The sequence below is a fragment of the Blastococcus sp. SYSU DS0669 genome (assembly GCF_054050895.1).
In genome coordinates, this window is record NZ_JBJHAE010000002.1 from 35,721 (window position 1) to 54,503 (window position 18,783).

Here is an 18,783-nt window from a genome sequence, read left to right on the forward strand (position 1 = left end):
CCGCGGCAGGGAGCCGGTGTGCGGTGGTGCCCGTCTCCGGTGACGCCGGGGGCGGTGGTGCGGGTCCTGCGGTGGTCTGGGCGTCCCGGCCGGGCTGACCCGGGACTGGCGCGTCACGTCTGGCAGCCGTGCCGCTCGACAGCGCGCGGTCTCCGGGCGTCCGCCGGTCAGACCGTCGCGTGCTCCCCCTGGCAGCGGGTGCGCGCCGCACGGTCAGGACCGAGCGGATCGGCCACGGTCCCGGTGTCGTCGAGCCGGCCCTGCGCCTCACGCACGGCCCGGGGGGGCAACGGCGGGCGCAGGTCGGCGACGGCAGCCAGGGCGGCCAACACGTCATCGGGTCGTACAGCGGGCGTCACCTGCCGGACGACCATGTGCAGTATGGCACAACCTGCCTCCTCCGCCGCCGACGCGCTGGCGACGGCGGGGCGCGCGTCGACGTCCTTGAGGCCGTTCTTGGTCCGCTTGGCGACGGTGACGACGTCGGCCGCCAGGAACTTCTCGACCGCCGGGGCGAGCTCCTCCAGGCGCACGCCGGGCAGCTCCACCCGCCACACGGAGGTGTCGATCCGCTCGGCCAGCGAGCCGGTCCCCTGGACCGCCTCGACGCACTCCAGGACGGCGATGTCCTCCGGCAGCGCGGCGTCCAGCGCGGCCCGCACCGCCTCGGGGTCCCGGCGCTCGGCGAGCCCGATCTCCACGTACTCGGCCTCACTGGCCGAGCCCGTGGGCGCGGCGCCGAGGTAGGAGATCTTGGGGTGCGGGCTGAACCCGGCGGAGAACGCCATCGGCACCCGCGCCCGGCGCAGCGCCCGCTCCAGCGCGCGGGCGAGGTCGCGGTGCGAGGCGAACCGGAGCCGGCCCCGCTTGGCGTAGCGGATGCGCAGCTTCTGCACGGTGGGCGGCGGCGGGGGCCCCTCGGGCTGGCGGGCCATCAGACGACGGTGAGCGGGAGCAGGGTGCGGCCGGTGGGCCCGATCTGGATCTCGGTGCCCATCGTCGGGCAGACGCCGCAGTCGTAGCAGGGGGTCCACCGGCAGTCGGCGACCTCCTCCTCGGAGAGGGCCTCCTGCCAGTCCTCCCAGAGCCACTCCTTGTCCAGCCCGGAGTCCAGGTGGTCCCAGGGCAGGATCTCGTGCTCCGTGCGCTCGCGGGTCGTGTACCAGTCGAGGTCGACACCGAAGGCGGCCAGCTCCTCGGCCGCGGCCTTCGTCCACCGCTCGTAGGAGAAGTGCTCGCTCCAGCCGTCGAACTTCCCGCCCTCGCGCCACACCCGCTCGATGACGCGGCCGACCCGGCGGTCACCGCGGGACAGCAGCCCCTCGATCATCCCGGGCTTGCCGTCGTGGTAGCGCAGGCCGATGGAGCGGCCGATGCGGCGGTCGCTGTTGATCGCCTGCCGGAGCAGCTTGAGCCGGGAGTCGATGGTCTCCGCACTCGCCTGGGCGGCCCACTGGAAGGGGGTGTGCGGCTTGGGCACGAAGCCGCCGATCGACACGGTGCAGCGGATGTCCTTGCGCCCGCTGGCCTCGCGGCCGGCACGGATCACCTCGACCGCGAGCTCGGCGATCTCGAGCACGTCCTCGTCGGTCTCCGTGGGCAGGCCGCACATGAAGTAGAGCTTCACCTGCGTCCAGCCGTTGGCGTAGGCGGTGGTGACCGTGCGGACGAGGTCCTCCTTGGACACCGTCTTGTTGATCACCCGCCGGATGCGCTCGCTGCCGCCCTCGGGGGCGAACGTCAGGCCCGAGCGCCGCCCGTTGCGCGAGAGCTCGTTGGCCAGCGTGACGTTGAAGGCGTCCACGCGGGTGCTCGGCAGACTCAGGCCGGTGTTGGTGCCCTCGTAGCGGTCGGCGAGCTGCTTGGCCACCTGGCCGATCTCGGAGTGGTCGGCGCTGGACAGCGAGAGCAGCCCGACCTCCTCGTAGCCGGTGGCGTTCAGGCCCTGCTCGACCATCGAGCCGATGCCGGTGATCGTCCGCTCGCGCACGGGGCGGGTGATCATCCCGGCCTGGCAGAACCGGCAGCCACGGGTGCAGCCGCGGAAGATCTCCACGCTCATCCGCTCGTGCACGCTCTCGGCCAGGGGCACCAGCGGCTGCTTGGGGTAGGGCCACTCGTCGAGGTCCATGACGGTGCGCTTGCCCACCTTGGCGGGCACGTCGTCGCGGGTGGGGGCGACGGCGGCGATGGCGCCGTCCGGACCGTAGGAGAAGGCGTAGAAGCGGGGCACGTAGACGCCGTCGACCCGCGAGAGGCGGGCCAGCAGCTCCTCGCGGCCACCGGGGCGGCCCTGGGCCTTCCACGCCTTGACGACGTCGGTGATGTCGCCGACGGCCTGCTCGCCGTCGCCCAGGACCGCGCAGTCGACGAAGTCCGCGACGGGCTCGGGGTTGAAGGCGGCGTGCCCGCCGGCGACGACGACGGGGTGGGTCTCGTCGCGGTCCACCGCGTGCAGCGGGACCCCGGCGAGGTCGAGCGCCTCGAGCAGGTTGGTGTAGCCGAGCTCGGTGGCGAAGCTGACGCCCAGGAGGTCGAAGTCGCGCACCGAGCGGTGGCCGTCGACGGTGAACTGCGGGACGCCGTGCTCGCGCATGAGCGCGGCGAGGTCGGGCCAGACGGCGTAGGTGCGCTCGGCCAGGGCGTCGGGGCGCTCGTTGAGCACCTCGTACAGGATCATCAGGCCCTGGTTCGGCAGCCCCACCTCGTACGCGTCGGGGTACATGAGCGCCCAGTGCACGGCCGCGGACTCCCACGGCTTGGTCTGGGCGTTGAGCTCGCCGCCGACGTACTGGATCGGCTTCTGGATCTGGGCCAGCAGCGGCTCGAGGCGGGGGTAGAGGGTCTCACCAGTCATGACCCCTCCAGGGTAGCCGCCGCCGCCCGCCGCCCACGCCGTCGACGATCAGGTCACCTGATCGTCGAGCGTCCTCCCGCACCGCAGACGCCGAGGGAGGACGCGCTGCGACGAGGGAGGGCGGGCGGAGGCTCGAGCCGTCGTAGCATTATTGCTACATTTCGTCGTATGGGACGACAGCCGAAGTCCGAGGCGGACAAGGTGCACGACCGCATCGCGGTGCTCCGCGCCGACCGCGGCGTCAGCCGGAAGGAGCTCGCGGACGCCGTCGGCGTCCACCCGCAGACGATCGGCTACGTCGAACGCGGCGAGTACAGCCCGTCGCTGGCCCTGGCCCTGCGCATCGCCCGCTTCTTCGACCTGCCCGTCGAGGCGGTCTTCTCCCTCGACCCGCTGCCCTCGCTCAGCGAGGAGCTCCTCAGGAGGACGCCGTGAGCACGCACCCGCAGCAGACCTACCTCGCCCGGACCTTCGACGACAGCCGCTACGACTGGGCGCGCAGCCGCCCGACCCGGCGCCGGGCGGTGCTCGCCGAGGCAGCGCTGTTCGCCGCGCTCGTCACCGCGACGCTCGTGTGCGCCACCTCGACCGAGGGCTGGTCGACGTGGTTCTTCGTCGTCTGGACGGTGGGGATGCTCGCGTTCATCCCGCTGCACTCCCTGCTCAACCTGGGCATCCGAGGGGTGTTCGACCGCAGCGCCCGGTCGCTCGACGAGCACCAGCAGTCGCTGCGCGACCGGTCCTTCACCGCGATGGCGTGGCCGGCGACGGGGCTGCACCTGCTCGCCTTCACCGGCGCGGTCGCGATCGTCGCGCTGAGCGGGCACGTCCCGCTGGCGCTGTGCTTCGGGTTCCTGCTGTGGCTCGCCGCCGGGCTGCTGTCCTACTGGCACCTGGCCTGGACCGCGCCCGAGGAGCCGGCCGACGCCGACACCTGACCGCCGCCGGGTACGCCACGATCAGCCCCCTGATCCTGCAGCGTCCTCCCTCACGGTGCACGGTGAGGGAGGACGCTCGATGATCAGGTTCCCTGATCCCAGCGGCAGTTCAGCCCAGGTCGGGGAAGAACAGCTTCACCTCGCGAGCGGCCGACTCCGGCGAGTCGGAGCCGTGCACGATGTTGTTCTGCACCTCGAGGGCGAAGTCGCCGCGGATGGTGCCGGGGCCGGCCTTCACCGGGTCGGTCGCGCCGGCCAGGGCGCGGAACGCCTCGATGGCCCGCGGCCCCTCGACGACCAGCGCCATGAGCGGGCCGCCGGTGATGAACTCCACCAGGTCGGCGAAGAACGGCCGCTCCCGGTGCTCGGCGTAGTGGGTCTCGGCGGTCTCGCGGTCCAGCGTGCGCAGCTCGGCGGCGACCAGGCGCAGGCCCTTGCGCTCGAGCCGCGTGATCACCTCGCCGACCAGGCCGCGGGAGACGCCGTCGGGCTTGACGAGGACGAGAGTGCGTTCGGTCACGGGGCGGCAGCCTACGGGGTGGCCGGAGCGTCGCCGCCGCCGTCGGTGCGGTCGGGCGTCTCGACGTCGCCGAAGGCGCTGCCGATGAGCTCCTTGCGCACCTGCAGCAGGTAGGCCCAGATCAGCAGGAACGCCCCCGCCACGAACCACATGACACCGTTGATCAGCCCGGTCGCCAGCAGGGGCACCTGCAGCGCCGTCCCGATCGCCAGCCCACGGGGACGGCGCTGGATCCCGCTGGCCAGGATGAGGACGACGGCCAGCACGAGCAGGGCCGCGAGCAGGCCGCCGCCGAGGCCCTCGTCGGTCTGGGCGATGCCGCGCGGCACGAAGAGCACGGCGATGCCCTCGAGGACCAGCACCGCGGCGGCGGCGCCGCGCAGCGCCTTGGCCGCGCGGACCGGGTCCGGGGCGGTCACCGCGAGCCCCGCGCCATCAGGGTCCGCGCCTCGCCGGCGGTGATCACACTGCCGGTCACCAGGACGCCGGAGCCACCCAGCGCGTCGTCCGGCCCGGCTTCGGCGAGCTCCATCGCCTCGGTGAGCGCCTCGGTCAGCCGCGGGGAGACGCTCACCCGGTCGGCGCCGAAGACGTCGACGGCGAGCGCCCCGAGCTCGTCGGCCGGCATCGCCCGCGGCGAGCCGTTCTGGGTGACGACGAGCTCCGCGCAGATCTCCTCCAGCGCGGCGAGCATCCCGGCGACGTCCTTGCCGTGCACGCAGCCGACGACGCCGACGAGCCGGGTGAAGTCGAAGGACTCCCGGATCGCCTCTGCCGTCGCGCGCATGCCGGCCGGGTTGTGCGCCGCGTCGACCAGCACGGTGGGGCTGGTGCGCACCCGCTCCAGGCGGCCCGGCGACCGGACGGCCGCGAAGGCGGCCCGGACGGTCTCCTGCTCGATCGGCCCGGTCGCCGCGCCCGCGCCGAGGAACGCCTCGACCGCGGCCAGCGCCGTCACCGCGTTCTGCGCCTGGTGGGCGCCGAACAGCGGGAGGAAGACCTCCTCGTACTCCCCGCCCAGGCCCTGCAGGCGGACCTGCTGCCCGCCGACGGCGACGCGGCGCTCCAGCACGCCGAACTCGGTGCCCTCGCGGGCGACCACCGCCTCCACCTCGACGGCGCGGCGGACGAGGGCGTCCAGCGCGCCGGGCTGCTGGTGGGCGAGGACGGCGATCGCGTCGGCCTTGATGATCCCGGCCTTCTCCCCCGCGATCGTCGCGACGTCGGGGCCGAGGTACTCGGCGTGGTCGAGGTCGACGGGCGTGACGACGGCGACGCGGGCGTCGGCCACACTGGTCGCGTCCCAGGTGCCGCCCATGCCGACCTCGATGACGGCGACGTCGACCGGCGCGTCGGCGAAGAGCGCGTACGCCATGCCCACCATGACCTCGAAGAAGCTCATCGGCGTCTCGCCGGCGGCATCGACCATCCGCACGTAGGGCGCGATGTCCTGGTAGGTCTCGACGAAGCGCTCGGCGCTGACCGGCTCGCCGTCGAGCACGATGCGCTCCCGGATCGACTCCAGGTGCGGGCTGGTGAACCGGCCCACGCGCAGGCCGAAGCCGCGCAGCAGCTCGTCGATCATCCGGGCCGTCGTCGTCTTGCCGTTGGTGCCCGCCACCTGGACGACCGGCATCGCGCGGTGCGGGGACCCGAGCAGGTCGACCAGCGCCGAGATGCGGGTGAGCGAGGGCTCCAGCCGGCTCTCCGGCCAGCGGGCCAGCAGCTCCTTCTCGACCCGGGCCATGTCACCGGTGCTGCTGCTCACCCGGTCAAGGATGCCAGCCGCTCAGTACGCCGCGGCGCGCCGCGGGGGTGCGCCGCCGACCACGCCGCCGCCCGCGTGCATCCAGTTCCCCGGCGGCGCCGTCTCCACCACGCGCTTGCCCAGCGGGAAGAGCCCGACGGCGGCGAGCTTGAACGAGGCGATGCCGAAGGGGATCCCGATGATCGTCAGGCAGAACCCGATGCCCGCGACGACGTGCAGGACCGCGAGCCACCAGCCGGCGACGAGGAACCACAGCAGGTTGCCGACCGCGGACGCCACCCCCGCGCCCGGCGCGCGCACCGTCGTGCGCCCGAACGGCCAGACGACGAAGCCGGCCAGCCGGAACGCGGCGATGCCGAACGGGATGGTGACGACCAGCAGGCAGGCGATGACCCCGGCCAGCAGGTAGGCCAGCGCGAGGATCCAGCCCTGGAGGAGCAGCCAGACGAGGTTGAGCAGGAGGCGAAGCGTGTCCACGTCATGTCCACGGACGACACCGGCGCAGCGTTCCCCGGCGGGGCGGAGCCTCGTTGCCCGCCCTTCCTAGGATGGGCGCATGGTTCCCGACATCGCGACCCCGGACACGACTGCCCCGGCTGCGACCGTCGGCGTACCCGACAAGCCGACCATCGACGGCCTCGAGGAGAAGTGGATCGCCCGCTGGGCGGCCGAGGACACCTACGGCTTCGACCGCGAGGCCGCGCTCGCCGCGCCGCGCGAGCGGATCTGGTCGATCGACACGCCCCCGCCGACCGCCAGCGGCTCGCTGCACGTGGGCCACGTCTTCAGCTACACCCACACCGACATCGTCGCCCGCTACCAGCGGATGCGCGGCAAGCACGTCTACTACCCGATGGGCTGGGACGACAACGGCCTGCCCACCGAGCGGCGGGTGCAGAACTACTACGGCGTGCGCTGCGACCCGGGGCTGCCCTACGACCCGTCGTTCGAGCCGCCCGCGAAACCCGGCAAGGACCAGGTGCCGATCTCGCGGCGCAACTTCGTCGAGCTGTGCATGCAGCTGACCGAGGACGACGAGGCCGAGTTCGAGAAGCTCTGGCGCCGCGTCGGCCTGTCGGTCGACTGGTCGAACGTCTACCGGACGATCTCCGAGTCCTCCCGCGCCACGGCCCAGCGGATGTTCCTGCGCAACCTCGCCCGCGGTGAGGCCTACGCGCAGGAGGCACCGACCCTCTGGGACGTCACCTTCCGCACCGCCGTCGCGCAGGCCGAGCTGGAGGACCGCGAGCGCCCCGGCGCCTACCACCGGATCGCCTTCCACTCCCCCGCCGGCCCCGTCTTCATCGAGACCACCCGGCCCGAGCTGATCCCGGCCTGCGTCGCCCTGGTCGCCCACCCCGACGACGAGCGCTACCAGCCGCTGTTCGGGACGACGGTGCGGACGCCTCTGTTCGACGTCGAGGTGCCCGTGGTGGCGCACCGCCTGGCCGAGCCGGACAAGGGCTCGGGCATCGCGATGATCTGCACCTTCGGCGACCTCAACGACGTCACCTGGTGGCGCGAGCTGCAGCTGCCCACGCGCGCGATCGTGGGCTGGGACGGCCGGATCCTGGCCGACCCCCCGGCCGAGGTCCCCGCGGAGCCGTACGCCGAGCTGGCCGGCAAGACGGTGTTCAGCGCCCAGCAGCGGATCGTCGAGATGCTGCGCGAGTCCGGCGACCTCGACGGCGAGCCCAAGCCGATCACCCACCCGGTCAAGTTCTTCGAGAAGGGCGAGCGCCCGCTCGAGATCGTCACGACCCGCCAGTGGTACATCCGCAACGGCGGCCGCGACGCCGACCTGCGCGACGCCCTGGTCGCCCGCGGGCGGGAGATCCAGTGGGTGCCCGAGCACATGCGGCACCGCTACGACAACTGGGTCGAGGGCCTCAACGGCGACTGGCTGATCAGCCGCCAGCGGTTCTTCGGCGTCCCCTTCCCGGTCTGGTACCGCCTCGACGAGGCCGGCGAGCCCGACTTCGAGAGCCCGATCCTGGCCGCCGCGGAGTCGCTGCCGGTCGACCCGTCCTCCGACGTCCCGCCCGGCTTCGACGAGTCGCAGCGCGGCAAGCCGGGCGGGTTCATGGCCGACCCCGACGTCATGGACACCTGGGCGACGTCGTCGCTGTCGCCGCAGGTCGCCTCGGGTTGGGACACCGACCCCGAGCTGTTCGCCACGGTCTTCCCGATGGACCAGCGGCCGCAGGCGCACGACATCATCCGCACCTGGCTGTTCTCCACCGTCGTCCGGGCGCACTTCGAGCACGGCACCGTGCCCTGGACGCACGCCACCATCTCCGGCTTCGTCGTCGACCCCGACCGCAAGAAGATGTCGAAGTCCAAGGGCAACGCGACGACGCCGATCGACGTGCTCGAGCGGTACGGCACCGACGCCGTCCGCTGGCGGGCCGCCGGTGCGCGCCCGGGTGCGGACTCGCCGTTCGACGAGGCCCAGATGAAGGTCGGCCGGCGGCTGGCCATGAAGATCCTCAACGTCGGCAAGTTCGTGCTCGGGCTGGGGGCCTCGGCCTCGCTGACCGCCGAGCAGGTGACCCAGCCGATCGACCGGGCGCTGCTGACCGGGCTGGCCGCCGTCGTCGAGGAGGCCACGGCCGCGCTGGAGTCCTACAACTACACGCGGGCGCTCGAGGTCGCCGAGGCGTTCTTCTGGTCGTTCTGCGACGACTACGTGGAGCTGGTGAAGTCCCGCGCGTACGGCTCCGGTGATGCCGCCACCTCCGCCCAGGCGGCGCTGGCGATCGCGCTGGACGTGCAGCTGCGGCTGTTCGCGCCGGTGCTGCCGTTCGTCACCGAGGAGGTCTGGTCCTGGTGGCAGACCGGCTCGGTGCACCGCGCCCCGTGGCCGGCCGCCGCGGAGCTGCCGGCCGACGGCGACCCGGCGGTCGTCGCGGTGACGGCGGCGGCGCTGGCCGGGGTGCGCAAGGCGAAGTCCGACGCCAAGCAGTCGATGCGCGCGGAGGTGGAGACGGCGACCGTCACGGCGGCGCCCGACCAGCTGCCCCTGGTCGAGGCCGGGCAGTCGGACCTCGTGGACGCCGGCCGGATCCGCACGCTCGTCGTGCGGCCGGGTGAGGGCGAGCTGACGGTCGACGTCGTCCTGGCCGAGGTCCCCGAGAGCTGACCTCGGGCTGACGGCCGGCGTCGTCGGCCGTCAGCCGGCGTCGGCCCACGCCGGGGCGGGGCCCATGCCGAGCCGCCAGCGCGCCGCCTCCTCGGACGGGCTGAACGGGCCGAGCGCCAGGCGCAGCGCCCGCAGCTGGGCGCGGGTGACGGCGAGCTGCGCCGCGCCGCCACGGCCCCGCCCGGGGACCCCCGCGCACCCGGCGATCGACGGCGACACCACGTGCGCCGCCGCACCCGACAGCCCGCGGTAGACGACCCGTTCCGGGGCGCTCAGGCCAGGCGGGGCGGCGAGGAACGCGCGCAGGTCCCCGGGGACGGGCCGCAGCTCGGAGCCGTGCGCCGCGAGCGCCTCGGCCAGCTCGGCCCTCGTGAGCGGCAGGTCGGTGGCGCCCAGCTCCTCCGCAGCGCGGGCCCACTCCCCCACGTAGGTGTCGGGCCAGCCGCGGCCGAGCCGCCAGGTCAGGTCGCTGCCGACCGCCTGCTGGGCGGCGAGGAAGGCGTCGGTGAAGGCCAGGTGCACCCAGCGCAGCAGCGCCGGGTCGGACGCCGAGTAGGGGGTGCCTCCGACCCGGCCGCGGACCCGCTCGTGCATGCCCCGGACCCGCGCCGCCTCGCGCTCGGCCAGCTCGACCGAGCCGAACGTGCTGACCACCAGCCAGCGGGCGGTCCCGGCCAGCCGCTTCCACGGGTCCTCGCGGTAGGCCGAGTGCCGCTGGACGCCGGCCAGCGCGAGCGGGTGCGCGCCCTGGCCCAGCAGCGCCGCGACGCCGCCGACCAGCGTGGAGAGGTCGCCGTGCACGCGCCAGACGACGCCGTCGGGCTCGAACCAGCCGGGGCCGGTGCCGACGAGGGCGATGTCGCGGACCCAGTCCGGCGCGCCGGTCGGGTCACCGGAGACGCGGGCCCGGAAGGCCTCCCGCGCCTGCTGGGGCAGGGAGGTCAGGGCGCGCACGCGTCCGAATGTGCCACGCGGCGCCGCCACGGGTCGTCGGGCGGTCAGCGGGTGAGCTCGACCAGCTTGCGCACCGTGTTCCAGTTGCGGTTCGTGCCCGTGGCGCCGAGCAGCTGCGTCCAGGTCCGCTCGGTCCTGCGGTCGCTCTGCACGCCGTCGGGCAGCCAGACGTACACCTCCCGGCCCCTCGGCACGTACTCCCACCCCTCGGCCGGCGGGAGCGCCGCGACGCGATCGGGGTCCAGCGGCTCGGCGAAGAAGGTGACCGAGTAGCGGGCCGGGTTGGTGGCGACGTGGCCGAGCGGGTCGGCGGCCAGCACGTCGGCCAGCTGCTCGGCCGTCCGGACGACGACGCGCGAGCGTTGCACGCCGGCGGCCCAGAATGCTGCCCGGTTCGACCCTCCAGCGGTCAACGGTGGGCTGGGTCCACAGGGCATCTGCGGCCGGGGCCTCGAGTGCGCCACCCTCTGCGCCGTGCACCGGCTGCCCACGCTCCTGCCCGACGGCGTCGCCCGGCGAGCCGACGTGGCGCGGGCCAGCAGCGCGAGCAGCGTCACCCGTTGGCTGCGCCGGGGGGACCTGGTGCAGCTCCACCCAGGGGTGCTGGTGCTCCCCGACCGGATCGGCGAGTGGGCGATCCGGTCGCGCGCCGCGTCGCTCTGGGCCGACGGTCCCCTCAGCCACCTGTCTGCCGTCACCGCGTGCGGTATGACGGCACCCCAGCCGGGCCCCGTGCACGTGACCGTCCCGTACGCGCGCTCACCGGAGCGACGGCCCGACGTGGTCGCCCACCGCACGACCCGTCCCCTGGTCACCGTCCGCCACGGTGCCGTGGACGTCGTCGAGCCGGTCCGCAGCCTGGTCGACGCCTGGGCGTTCGCGCACTCCCCCGGTCGGAACCCGCGCAGCCGCCAGGAGGCTCCCGTCGTGCGCCAGGCGCTGATCGAGGGGGCACGTCGCCGCGACGTCCACCCTGAGGCGCTGCGCCGGGAGTCCGATCGGCGACCACGCCATCCCGGCCGGTCGCCGCTGCTCGCACTCCTCGACCTCCTCGCGGACGGTTGCCAGAGCGAGCTGGAGATCTGGGGTGCCCTGCGGGTGCTCCCCGGCCCACCCCACGTGCCGCTGCCGGTGCGCCAGCACCCGGTGCGGCTGGCGAGTGGCAGGTGGGTGCGGCTGGACGCCGCGTGGCCCGGGGCCCGGGTCGCCGTCGAGCTGGACGGGGCAGCCTTCCACGGCAGCCGAGAGCAGCGGGAACGGGACCTCCGCCGCGACACGGCACTGGCGGCGCTCGGCTGGGTCGTGCTGCGCTTCAGCTACGCCCGCCTCATGAGCGACCCGGAGGGTTGCCGCCGCGAGATCGTCGCCGTGGTCCTCGCGCGGCTTGCCCGGTGAACGCCCGAGGCCCAGAACCGCGTGGGTTCTGGGCCTCGGGCGTGCAACGCCAGCTGCGCGTCGGGTCAGGCCGACTTCTCGCGGGGGGCGCGGGTGGGCTTGCGCGGCACGATCGTCGGGTTGACGTGCTCCAGCACGACCTCCTTGGTGATCACCACGGAGGCGACGTCCTCGCGGCTGGGGATGTCGTACATGACCGACTGGAGCACCTCCTCCATGATCGCCCGGAGCCCGCGGGCACCGGTGCCGCGGAGGATCGCCTGGTCGGCGACGGCCTCGAGCGCGTCCTCGGTGAACTCCAGCTCCACGCCGTCGAGCTCGAACAGCTTCCGGTACTGGCGCACCAGGGCGTTCTTCGGCTGGGTCAGGATGTTGATCAGCGCCTGACGGTCCAGCTTGCGGACGCTGGTGATGACCGGGAGCCGGCCGATGAACTCGGGGATCATGCCGAACTTCAGCAGGTCCTCGGGCATGACCTCGGCGAAGGCGTTGGCGTCCTCGATCTCCTGCTTGCCGCGGATCTCGCCGGCGAAGCCGATGCCCTGCTTGCCCGCGCGGGCCTCGATGACCTGCTCCAGGCCGGCGAAGGCCCCGCCCACGATGAACAGCACGTTCGTGGTGTCGATCTGGATGAACTCCTGGTGCGGGTGCTTGCGGCCACCCTGCGGCGGCACCGACGCCGTCGTCCCCTCGAGGATCTTCAGCAGCGCCTGCTGCACGCCCTCGCCCGAGACGTCGCGGGTGATCGACGGGTTCTCGCTCTTCCGGGCGATCTTGTCGACCTCGTCGATGTAGATGATGCCGGTCTCGGCGCGCTTGACGTCGTAGTCGGCGGCCTGGATCAGCTTCAGCAGGATGTTCTCGACGTCCTCACCGACGTAGCCGGCCTCGGTGAGGGCGGTGGCGTCGGCGATGGCGAACGGCACGTTGAGCATCCGCGCCAGGGTCTGCGCGAGGTGGGTCTTCCCGCAGCCGGTGGGGCCGATCAGCAGGATGTTGGACTTCGCCAGCTCGACGGCGTCCTCGCGGGAGGCGCGGTCACCGCCGGCCTGGATCCGCTTGTAGTGGTTGTAGACCGCGACCGAGAGCGTCTTCTTGGCCTTGTCCTGGCCGATGACGTACTGGTCGAGGAAGTCGTGGATCTCCTTGGGCTTGGGCAGCTCGTCGAACTTGAGGTCCGAGGACTCGGAGAGCTCTTCCTCGATGATCTCGTTGCAGAGGTCGATGCACTCGTCGCAGATGTAGACCCCGGGGCCAGCGATGAGCTTCTTGACCTGCTTCTGGCTCTTCCCGCAGAACGAGCACTTGAGCAGGTCACCGCTCTCACCGATTCGTGCCACCTGCTGACCTCCACCTCGACAGTCGCCGGTCCTGGTGCCAGGTACCCGCGGGTTGGACCCTGCTTGGTTGTCTTGCGCCGCTGCTCGGCTTCGCTGACAGGCTGCCCCGCGAAGCTCTCCTCCCGGCGATGCAGGCCGGGGATCGGGCGTTCGCCGAACGTACCCGCCGCCTCCGATGCGGTCGGGCAATGACTCACCCGGATCGCCGGAGGCCGTTCCACTTCTGTCCCGTCGTGCCCTCGGACCCCCGACGGTACGGGCCGAACACGCGTCCCGCGCGTCCCCGGCCCGTACCGGATCACGAAGTCGGCAGGGCGTTGAGCTTGCGGCTCTGGATCACCTGGTCGACGATCCCGTAGTCCTTGGCCTCGGCGGCCGTGAGGATCTTGTCGCGGTCGATGTCCTTGCGGACCTGCTCCTGGCTGCGGCCGGTGTGCCGGGCCAGGATCTCCTCCATCTGCACCCGCACCCGCTCGATCTCGGCGGCGTGGATCTCCAGGTCGGAGACCTGACCGCCGGACTCGCCGGAGGGCTGGTGGATCAGCACGCGGGAGTACGGCAGCGCCAGGCGCTTGCCCGGCGTGCCGGCCGCGAGCAGGACGGCGGCGGCCGAGGCGGCCTGGCCCATGCAGACGGTCTGGATGTCGGGCCGGACGAACATCATCGTGTCGTAGATGGCCATCAGCGAGGTGAACGAGCCACCGGGCGAGTTGATGTAGATCGTGATGTCGCGGTCGGGGTCGGCGGACTCCAGCGTGATCAGCTGGGCCATCACGTCGTTCGCCGACGCGTCGTCGACCTGGACCCCGAGGAAGATGATGCGTTCCTCGAAGAGCTTGTTGTACGGGTTCGACTCCTTCATGCCGTAGCTCGTGCGCTCCACGAAGGAGGGCAGGATGTACCGGCTGGAGGGCATCTGGAAGCTCATCTGTGTCTGTCCTCGGGAGCTCAGTTGTCGGAGACCGGGTTGGCGCTGTCGGTCATGGTCGCGCGGCTGACGACGTGGTCGACGAAGCCGTACTCCAGGGCCTCCTGCGCGGTGAACCAGCGGTCGCGGTCGGAGTCCTCGAGGATCCGCTCGACGGTCTGCCCGGTGAGCTGGGCCTGCAACTCCGACAGCTCCTGCTTGGTCCGCCGGAAGAGGTCGGCCTGGATGGCGATGTCGGAAGCCGTGCCGCCGACGCCGGCCGAGGGCTGGTGCATGAGGATCCGCGCGTGCGGCAGGGCGTAGCGCTTGCCCTTGGTGCCGGCGGTCAGCAGGAACTGGCCCATCGAGGCGGCCAGGCCCATGCCGTAGGTGGCGACGTCGCAGTCGATGAACTGCATCGTGTCGTAGATGGCCATGCCGGCGGTGACCGAGCCACCGGGCGAGTTGATGTAGAGGTGGATGTCCTGCTTCGGGTCCTCGGCCGAGAGCAGCAGCATCTGGGCGACGAGCTGGTTGGCGATGACGTCGTCGACCTGGGTGCCCAGGAAGATGATCCGCTCACGCAGCAGGCGCTCGTAGACCGAGTCGCCGAGGTTCATCCCCCCGCCGTTGGCGCGCAGCAGCGGCGCACTGGCCAGGTTCGGGTCGGTGGTGCTCACGGGTGCGGTGACCTCCGTAGGACGCGTGTCGTGGCAGTCGGTCTCGTGTGGTGCGGGGCCCGGAACGGCCCTCCGGGAGGGGCTACCCCCCGGTGATCGCCTGAGTCCTGTCGACCCTAACGCGGACCTGCGACGGGACACTCCCCGTGCGGCCGGTGTTCGCCGTCGGCGCAGCGAAGCCCCGGAACGGCGACGACGCCGCCCCGCCCGGGTGGGCAGGACGGCGTCGCCGATGCTGTTCAGCCCCGTCCAGGGTCCCGCGGCGAGCTCGCGAGTCGCGGGGAGGACGTGGGCTTCTCTCAGGCCTTGTTGACGTCCTCGGTGTCCTCGGTCGCCCCCTCGGCGGCCTCGGTGGCGACGGACTGGACGGCGATGTCGTCGCCCTCGGCCGCGGCCTCCTCGGACTCCTCGGAAGGGGTCTCCTCGGCGGCCGCCTGCACCGTCTTGGGCCGCAGGGCGTCGAGGTCGACGGTGCGGCCGGAGGCGTCGGTGATCGTCGTCTGCTCGAGCAGCTGGGCGAGCGTCTTGGTGCGGCGGACGTCGGCGACGAACTCCGCGATGTTGCCGCTCTGCTGGAGCTGCTGGGCGAACTGCTCCGGGCTCATCCGGTTGCGCTGGGCCTGCGCCATGATCTGCGCCGAGAGGTCGTCGTTGCCGACGGTGACCTCACGGGCGTCCGCGATGGCGTCCAGGATGAACTGGGTCTTGACCGCCTGCTCGACGTTCGTGCGCTGGTCGGCCTCGTACTCCTCGCGGCTGTCGACGCCGGACATCTGCAGGAAGGCGTCCCAGTCCATGCCGGCCTGGGCGAGCTCCCGCTCGAACGCCTGGTTCCGCCACTGCACCTCGCGCTCGACCAGCGTCTCGGGGATCGGCACCTCGATGGTCTCGATGAGGTGCTCGACCAGCTTGTCGCGCGCCTGGGCGCCCTGCTGGATCACCTTGGTGCGGGCCAGCCGGGTGCGGGCGTCCTCGCGCAGCTCCTCGAGGGTGTCGAACTCGCTGGCGGTCTGGGCGAAGTCGTCGTCCAGCTCCGGCAGCTCCTTCTCCTTCACCGAGCGGACGGTGACGGTGACGTCGGCCATCTTGCCGGCGTCGGGGCCCGAGAGCAGGGCGGTCTGGAAGGTCTTCGACTCGTCGGCGGAGAGCCCGCGGACGGCGTCGTCGAGGCCCTCCATGAGGCTGCCGGAGCCGACCTCGTAGGACATGCCGGTGGTCGAGCCGTCCTCGAGGACCTCGCCGTCGAGCGTGGCCTCGAGGTCGATGGAGACGAAGTCGCCGTCCTGCGCGGCGCGCTCGACGCCGGTGAGCATGGAGAACCGCTCGCGCATGACCGAGATCTGCTGGTCGATCTCCTCGTCGGTGACCTCGACGTCGTCGACGGTCACGGCGAGGGAGTCCAGCTCCGGCAGCTCGAGCTGCGGAGCGACGTCGACCTCGGCGGTGAAGGCGAGGGTGTCGTTGTCGTCGAGGCGGGTCACCTCGATGTCGGGCTGGCCCAGGACGCGGACCTGGTTCTCGCGGATGACCTCGGAGTAGATCTCCGGGACGGCGTGCTGGACGACCTGCTCCAGGACCACGGGGCGGCCGAGGCGCTGGTCGAGCACGCGGTTGGGCACCTTGCCGGGACGGAACCCGGGAACGCGGACCTGCTTGCCCAGCTCCTTGTAGACCTCACCGAAGGCGTGGTCCAGGTCCCCCCACGGCACCTCGATCGCCATCCGGACCCGCGTGGGGCCCAGTTCCTCGATGGTGCTCTTCACAGCGGCAGTGCTCCTCGGTGAGACAGTGGATTGCATGCGCCCGCTCGATCTCGGTACGCCGGGTCGACCCCCGAGTCTAGAGACGTCGGGGCACGGTCGGGGTGGCGGGATTTGAACCCACGGCCCCCCGCTCCCAAAGCGGGTGCGCTACCAAGCTGCGCCACACCCCGTGGCCGCCCGAGTCTAGGCGGACCGACCGGACGCCGGGTGGGCGCGGTCGGGCGGTCACCCGTCGTCGACGACCAGGTCTGGGTCGACCAGCCGCAGGTCCACCCCGACGAGGTCCCACGACGTGACGGCGGCGGTGCACGCGCCGGAGGTCACCAGCGGGTCCGCCCCGACCACGTCGCGCGCCTCGTCCAGGGAGCCGCAGCGGAGGACGTAGGCGGCGTCCCCCTCCCCGAGCGGGCCACCGAGCAGCACCAGCTGCCGGTCGACGAGCGAGTCGACGAACGCCTCGTGGTCGGGCAGCGGCGCCTCCCCACCCGGTGCCGCGGTCAGCAGCACCAGGAAGTACGGGCCGCTCACGCCGACACCGGCGGACGGCGGTCCGTCCACGGTGCGGCCTCCTCGAGGGCGGCGGCCACGCGGACGAGGAGGTCTTCCCGGCCGACGGCGGCGACGAGTTGGACTCCCACGGGCAGCCCCTCCGCCGTCCGGTGCAGGGGCAGGCTGACCGCCGGCTGGCCGGTGACGTTGAACTGCGCGGTGTAGGGCATGAGGCTGTTGATCCGCCGCCCCTCCTCCCTGGGCCCGGCCGCGGTCATCCAGCCGAGCTCCGGCGGCGGCGCCGCGATGGTGGGCGTGACCAGCAGGTCGTAGCCCTGACCACCCAGCTCGGCCGGAGCCCACCACCCCGCCATGCGGCGGCTCCACGACCCGAGCCACGTGCGGGCGCCGACGTACTCCTCGGCCGACAGCTTCCGCCCCACGGCGCGGTAGAAGACGTTGCGCGGCTCCAGTTCCCCGTCCTCGATCGGCCGGCCCAGCGACCGCTCGAGGGCCGAGAGGGTCAGCGCCACGTCCGCCGCGATGGTGGTCGTGAACCGGCGAGGGAACTCGGGCTCGAACATCGCGGCCGGCGTCCCGGGCCCGACGTCGCAGCCGAGGTCGGAGAGCAGCCGCCCGGTGCGCTCCACCGCCTCCCGGCACGCGGGGTCGTCGAGGTACTGCTCCCCCGGCTCGGCGTCCAGCAGGCCGACGCGGAGCCGGCCCACCGGCGCCCCGACCTCCTCGGCGAGCGGACGAGCCAGCGGCGGGGCGGCGTACGGGTCGCCGGGCATCGGTCCGGCGATGCAGTCGAGGACGGCGGCGGTGTCGCGGACGGTGCGGGTGACGACGCCGTCGATGGTCGCGCCGGCCCAGCCCTCGCCCACCTCGGGGCCCTGGCTGACCCGCGCCCGGGTGGGCTTGAGCCCGACGAGGCCGCACTCCGCCGCCGGGATCCGGATCGAGCCGCCGCCGTCGTTGGCGTGGGCCACCGGGACCAGGCCGGCGGCGACCGCGGCCGCCGATCCTCCGCTGGAGCCACCCGCCGACCGGTTGGTGTCGTACGGGTTGCGGGCCGGCGGGTGCGCGGCCGGCTCCGTGGTGATCGTCGTGCCGAACTCCGGCACGTTGGTGCGGCCCAGGACGACGAAGCCCGCCGCGCGGAACCGCTGCGCGAGGTGGCTGTCGACGGACCAGCGCACGTCTGCGTCCCGCAGGAAGGAGGTGCCGTAGTGCGTCGCCTCGCCGGCGACGTGGCAGCCGAGGTCCTTGAGCAGGATCGGGACGCCGCGGAACGGCCCGGCCGGCAGGTCGCCGGCGGCCTCGGCGCGGGCGGCCTCGAACCGCTCGCGGATCACCGCGTCCAGCCGCGGGTTCACGCGCTCGATCCGCTCGATCGCGGCGTCGACGAGCTCGGCGGCCGTGGCCTGGCCGGTGCGGACCAGCTCGGCCTGCGCGGTGGCGTCCATCCAGGTGGTCTCGATCACATCGGGCACCGTAGCGGCGAGGGCCGCCGGCCTGCCGGGGAGCCGGCCGGGCCCGCGCACCCGGCCCCGACGTACCACCGGCCCGACAGGGAGGCCCCGCCGTGGCGAGCGACGACGGCCTCGGCCCGGCCACTCCCCCTCCGCCGCCCAGGTTCGGCCTGCTGCCCGCGACCACGGCGCTGCTCCGCCTGCCGCTCGACCTGGCGGTCCTGGTCGGTTGCACGGTGCGCGAGCTCCCGCTGCTGGTGCAGGACGTGCGCAGCACGGTCAACGACGTCGCCCGGCTGGTGCACCACGGTGAACGGGGAGGCGCGCTGCAGGAGCTCCTCGACTCGCTGGCCCGCGCAGCCCGGGCGGACAGCGCGGGGGCGCTCGCCCATGCGCTGCGGTCGGCCGGTGACCTGGCCGCCGTGCGGGCCCAGGTCGAGCGGCAACGCCTCCTGACCGTCGACCTCGACCCCGCGGAGGACCGCGGACCCGGCTGACCGCGCGCCCGGGACCGTCCGACGGCCGGCGGAGGACCCGTCCCTCGTACGGAGGCTC

Annotated in this window: 19 protein-coding genes and 1 tRNA gene; 5 read left to right on the forward strand and 15 right to left on the reverse strand. The window is 73.0% G+C overall.

Annotated features, from left to right (window positions below):
* Positions 1 to 167 precede the first annotated feature (167 nt).
* Both ACI792_RS02620 and ACI792_RS02625 read right to left on the reverse strand, forming a co-directional pair.
* Complete coding sequence (locus ACI792_RS02620; RefSeq protein ID WP_456601196.1) at positions 168 to 935, reverse strand: TIGR03936 family radical SAM-associated protein; 768 nt, start codon at positions 933 to 935, stop codon at positions 168 to 170.
* Positions 935 to 2,857, reverse strand: a complete 1,923-nt coding sequence (locus ACI792_RS02625) for a TIGR03960 family B12-binding radical SAM protein (RefSeq protein WP_456601197.1) — start codon at positions 2,855 to 2,857, stop codon at positions 935 to 937. The genes ACI792_RS02620 and ACI792_RS02625 overlap by 1 nt, the downstream gene beginning before the upstream one ends.
* A gap of 168 nt (positions 2,858 to 3,025) precedes the next feature.
* Between ACI792_RS02625 and ACI792_RS02630 the strand changes: the two genes are divergently transcribed.
* Both ACI792_RS02630 and ACI792_RS02635 read left to right on the forward strand, forming a co-directional pair.
* A complete protein-coding gene (locus ACI792_RS02630) occupies positions 3,026 to 3,292 on the forward strand; it encodes a helix-turn-helix transcriptional regulator (protein WP_456581697.1) in 267 nt (88 codons plus the stop codon).
* The gene (locus tag ACI792_RS02635) at positions 3,289 to 3,795 is read left to right on the forward strand and encodes a hypothetical protein (RefSeq protein WP_456601198.1); all 507 of its coding nucleotides are present in this window, start codon (positions 3,289 to 3,291) and stop codon (positions 3,793 to 3,795) included. Before ACI792_RS02630 ends, ACI792_RS02635 begins: the two co-directional genes overlap by 4 nt.
* Before the next feature lie 109 nt (positions 3,796 to 3,904).
* On the opposite strand, the gene ndk is transcribed toward ACI792_RS02635, so the two are convergent.
* From ndk to ACI792_RS02655, 4 genes are read right to left on the reverse strand one after another with little or no spacing between them, the layout of a single operon-like run.
* Positions 3,905 to 4,315 (reverse strand): nucleoside-diphosphate kinase, encoded by a 411-nt coding sequence (gene ndk, locus ACI792_RS02640; protein WP_269190806.1) that lies wholly within the window; start codon positions 4,313 to 4,315, stop codon positions 3,905 to 3,907.
* Between the two features lie 11 nt (positions 4,316 to 4,326).
* Entirely contained in the window at positions 4,327 to 4,734 is a 408-nt protein-coding gene (locus ACI792_RS02645) for a DUF4233 domain-containing protein (protein ID WP_456601199.1), read from the reverse strand.
* Positions 4,731 to 6,083: a bifunctional folylpolyglutamate synthase/dihydrofolate synthase gene (locus ACI792_RS02650; protein ID WP_456601200.1), complete on the reverse strand. Its 1,353-nt coding sequence runs from the start codon at positions 6,081 to 6,083 to the stop codon at positions 4,731 to 4,733. Before ACI792_RS02650 ends, ACI792_RS02645 begins: the two co-directional genes overlap by 4 nt.
* 21 nt (positions 6,084 to 6,104) lie before the next feature.
* Complete coding sequence (locus ACI792_RS02655) at positions 6,105 to 6,560, reverse strand: YccF domain-containing protein (RefSeq protein WP_456601201.1); 456 nt, start codon at positions 6,558 to 6,560, stop codon at positions 6,105 to 6,107.
* A gap of 79 nt (positions 6,561 to 6,639) precedes the next feature.
* On the opposite strand from ACI792_RS02655, the gene valS reads away from it, so the two are divergent.
* Positions 6,640 to 9,225: a valine--tRNA ligase gene (valS, locus tag ACI792_RS02660; RefSeq protein WP_456601202.1), complete on the forward strand. Its 2,586-nt coding sequence runs from the start codon at positions 6,640 to 6,642 to the stop codon at positions 9,223 to 9,225.
* Positions 9,226 to 9,255: 30 nt separating this feature from the next.
* On the opposite strand, the gene ACI792_RS02665 is transcribed toward valS, so the two are convergent.
* On the reverse strand, positions 9,256 to 10,179 hold the full coding sequence (locus ACI792_RS02665) for an oxygenase MpaB family protein (protein ID WP_456601203.1): 924 nt from the start codon (positions 10,177 to 10,179) through the stop codon (positions 9,256 to 9,258).
* 44 nt (positions 10,180 to 10,223) lie between these two features.
* Complete coding sequence (locus ACI792_RS02670; RefSeq protein ID WP_456601204.1) at positions 10,224 to 10,547, reverse strand: DUF1697 domain-containing protein; 324 nt, start codon at positions 10,545 to 10,547, stop codon at positions 10,224 to 10,226.
* 106 nt (positions 10,548 to 10,653) lie between these two features.
* Between ACI792_RS02670 and ACI792_RS02675 the strand changes: the two genes are divergently transcribed.
* A complete protein-coding gene (locus ACI792_RS02675; protein ID WP_456601205.1) occupies positions 10,654 to 11,574 on the forward strand; it encodes a DUF559 domain-containing protein in 921 nt (306 codons plus the stop codon).
* Positions 11,575 to 11,639: 65 nt separating this feature from the next.
* Here ACI792_RS02675 and clpX read toward each other — a convergent pair whose 3' ends face one another.
* From clpX to ACI792_RS02710, 7 genes are all read right to left on the reverse strand, one after another.
* Positions 11,640 to 12,914 carry an ATP-dependent Clp protease ATP-binding subunit ClpX gene (gene clpX, locus ACI792_RS02680; RefSeq protein ID WP_456581706.1) on the reverse strand — a complete coding sequence of 425 codons (1,275 nt, stop codon included), beginning with the start codon at positions 12,912 to 12,914 and terminating at the stop codon, positions 11,640 to 11,642.
* 298 nt (positions 12,915 to 13,212) lie between these two features.
* Positions 13,213 to 13,842, reverse strand: coding sequence for an ATP-dependent Clp protease proteolytic subunit (locus ACI792_RS02685; RefSeq protein WP_456601206.1), 630 nt, complete (start codon positions 13,840 to 13,842; stop codon positions 13,213 to 13,215).
* A 20-nt stretch (positions 13,843 to 13,862) separates the two neighbouring features.
* On the reverse strand, positions 13,863 to 14,501 hold the full coding sequence (locus tag ACI792_RS02690; protein ID WP_456581708.1) for an ATP-dependent Clp protease proteolytic subunit: 639 nt from the start codon (positions 14,499 to 14,501) through the stop codon (positions 13,863 to 13,865).
* A gap of 299 nt (positions 14,502 to 14,800) precedes the next feature.
* A complete protein-coding gene (gene tig, locus ACI792_RS02695) occupies positions 14,801 to 16,264 on the reverse strand; it encodes a trigger factor (RefSeq protein ID WP_456601207.1) in 1,464 nt (487 codons plus the stop codon).
* A 96-nt stretch (positions 16,265 to 16,360) separates the two neighbouring features.
* A tRNA-Pro gene (locus tag ACI792_RS02700) sits at positions 16,361 to 16,434 on the reverse strand.
* Positions 16,435 to 16,489: 55 nt separating this feature from the next.
* Positions 16,490 to 16,822 carry a YciI family protein gene (locus ACI792_RS02705; RefSeq protein WP_456601208.1) on the reverse strand — a complete coding sequence of 111 codons (333 nt, stop codon included), beginning with the start codon at positions 16,820 to 16,822 and terminating at the stop codon, positions 16,490 to 16,492.
* Positions 16,789 to 18,240 carry an amidase gene (locus tag ACI792_RS02710; protein ID WP_456601209.1) on the reverse strand — a complete coding sequence of 484 codons (1,452 nt, stop codon included), beginning with the start codon at positions 18,238 to 18,240 and terminating at the stop codon, positions 16,789 to 16,791. The genes ACI792_RS02705 and ACI792_RS02710 overlap by 34 nt, the downstream gene beginning before the upstream one ends.
* Positions 18,241 to 18,341: 101 nt before the next feature.
* Here ACI792_RS02710 and ACI792_RS02715 point away from each other — a divergent pair, with 101 nt between their 5' ends.
* Positions 18,342 to 18,725 (forward strand): hypothetical protein, encoded by a 384-nt coding sequence (locus ACI792_RS02715; protein WP_456601210.1) that lies wholly within the window; start codon positions 18,342 to 18,344, stop codon positions 18,723 to 18,725.
* The last annotated feature ends 58 nt before the right edge of the window (positions 18,726 to 18,783 follow it).

What these genes read in the sequence shown, in the direction of transcription:
- ACI792_RS02620 (WP_456601196.1), bottom strand. Translation starts at nt 935, where the DNA reads ATGGCCCGCCAGCCCGAGGGGCCCCCGCCGCCGCCCACCGTGCAGAAG.
- ACI792_RS02625 (WP_456601197.1), bottom strand. Translation starts at nt 2,857, where the DNA reads ATGACTGGTGAGACCCTCTACCCCCGCCTCGAGCCGCTGCTGGCCCAG.
- ACI792_RS02630 (WP_456581697.1), top strand. Translation starts at nt 3,026, where the DNA reads ATGGGACGACAGCCGAAGTCCGAGGCGGACAAGGTGCACGACCGCATC.
- valS (WP_456601202.1), top strand. Translation starts at nt 6,640, where the DNA reads ATGGTTCCCGACATCGCGACCCCGGACACGACTGCCCCGGCTGCGACC.
- ACI792_RS02685 (WP_456601206.1), bottom strand. Translation starts at nt 13,842, where the DNA reads ATGAGCTTCCAGATGCCCTCCAGCCGGTACATCCTGCCCTCCTTCGTG.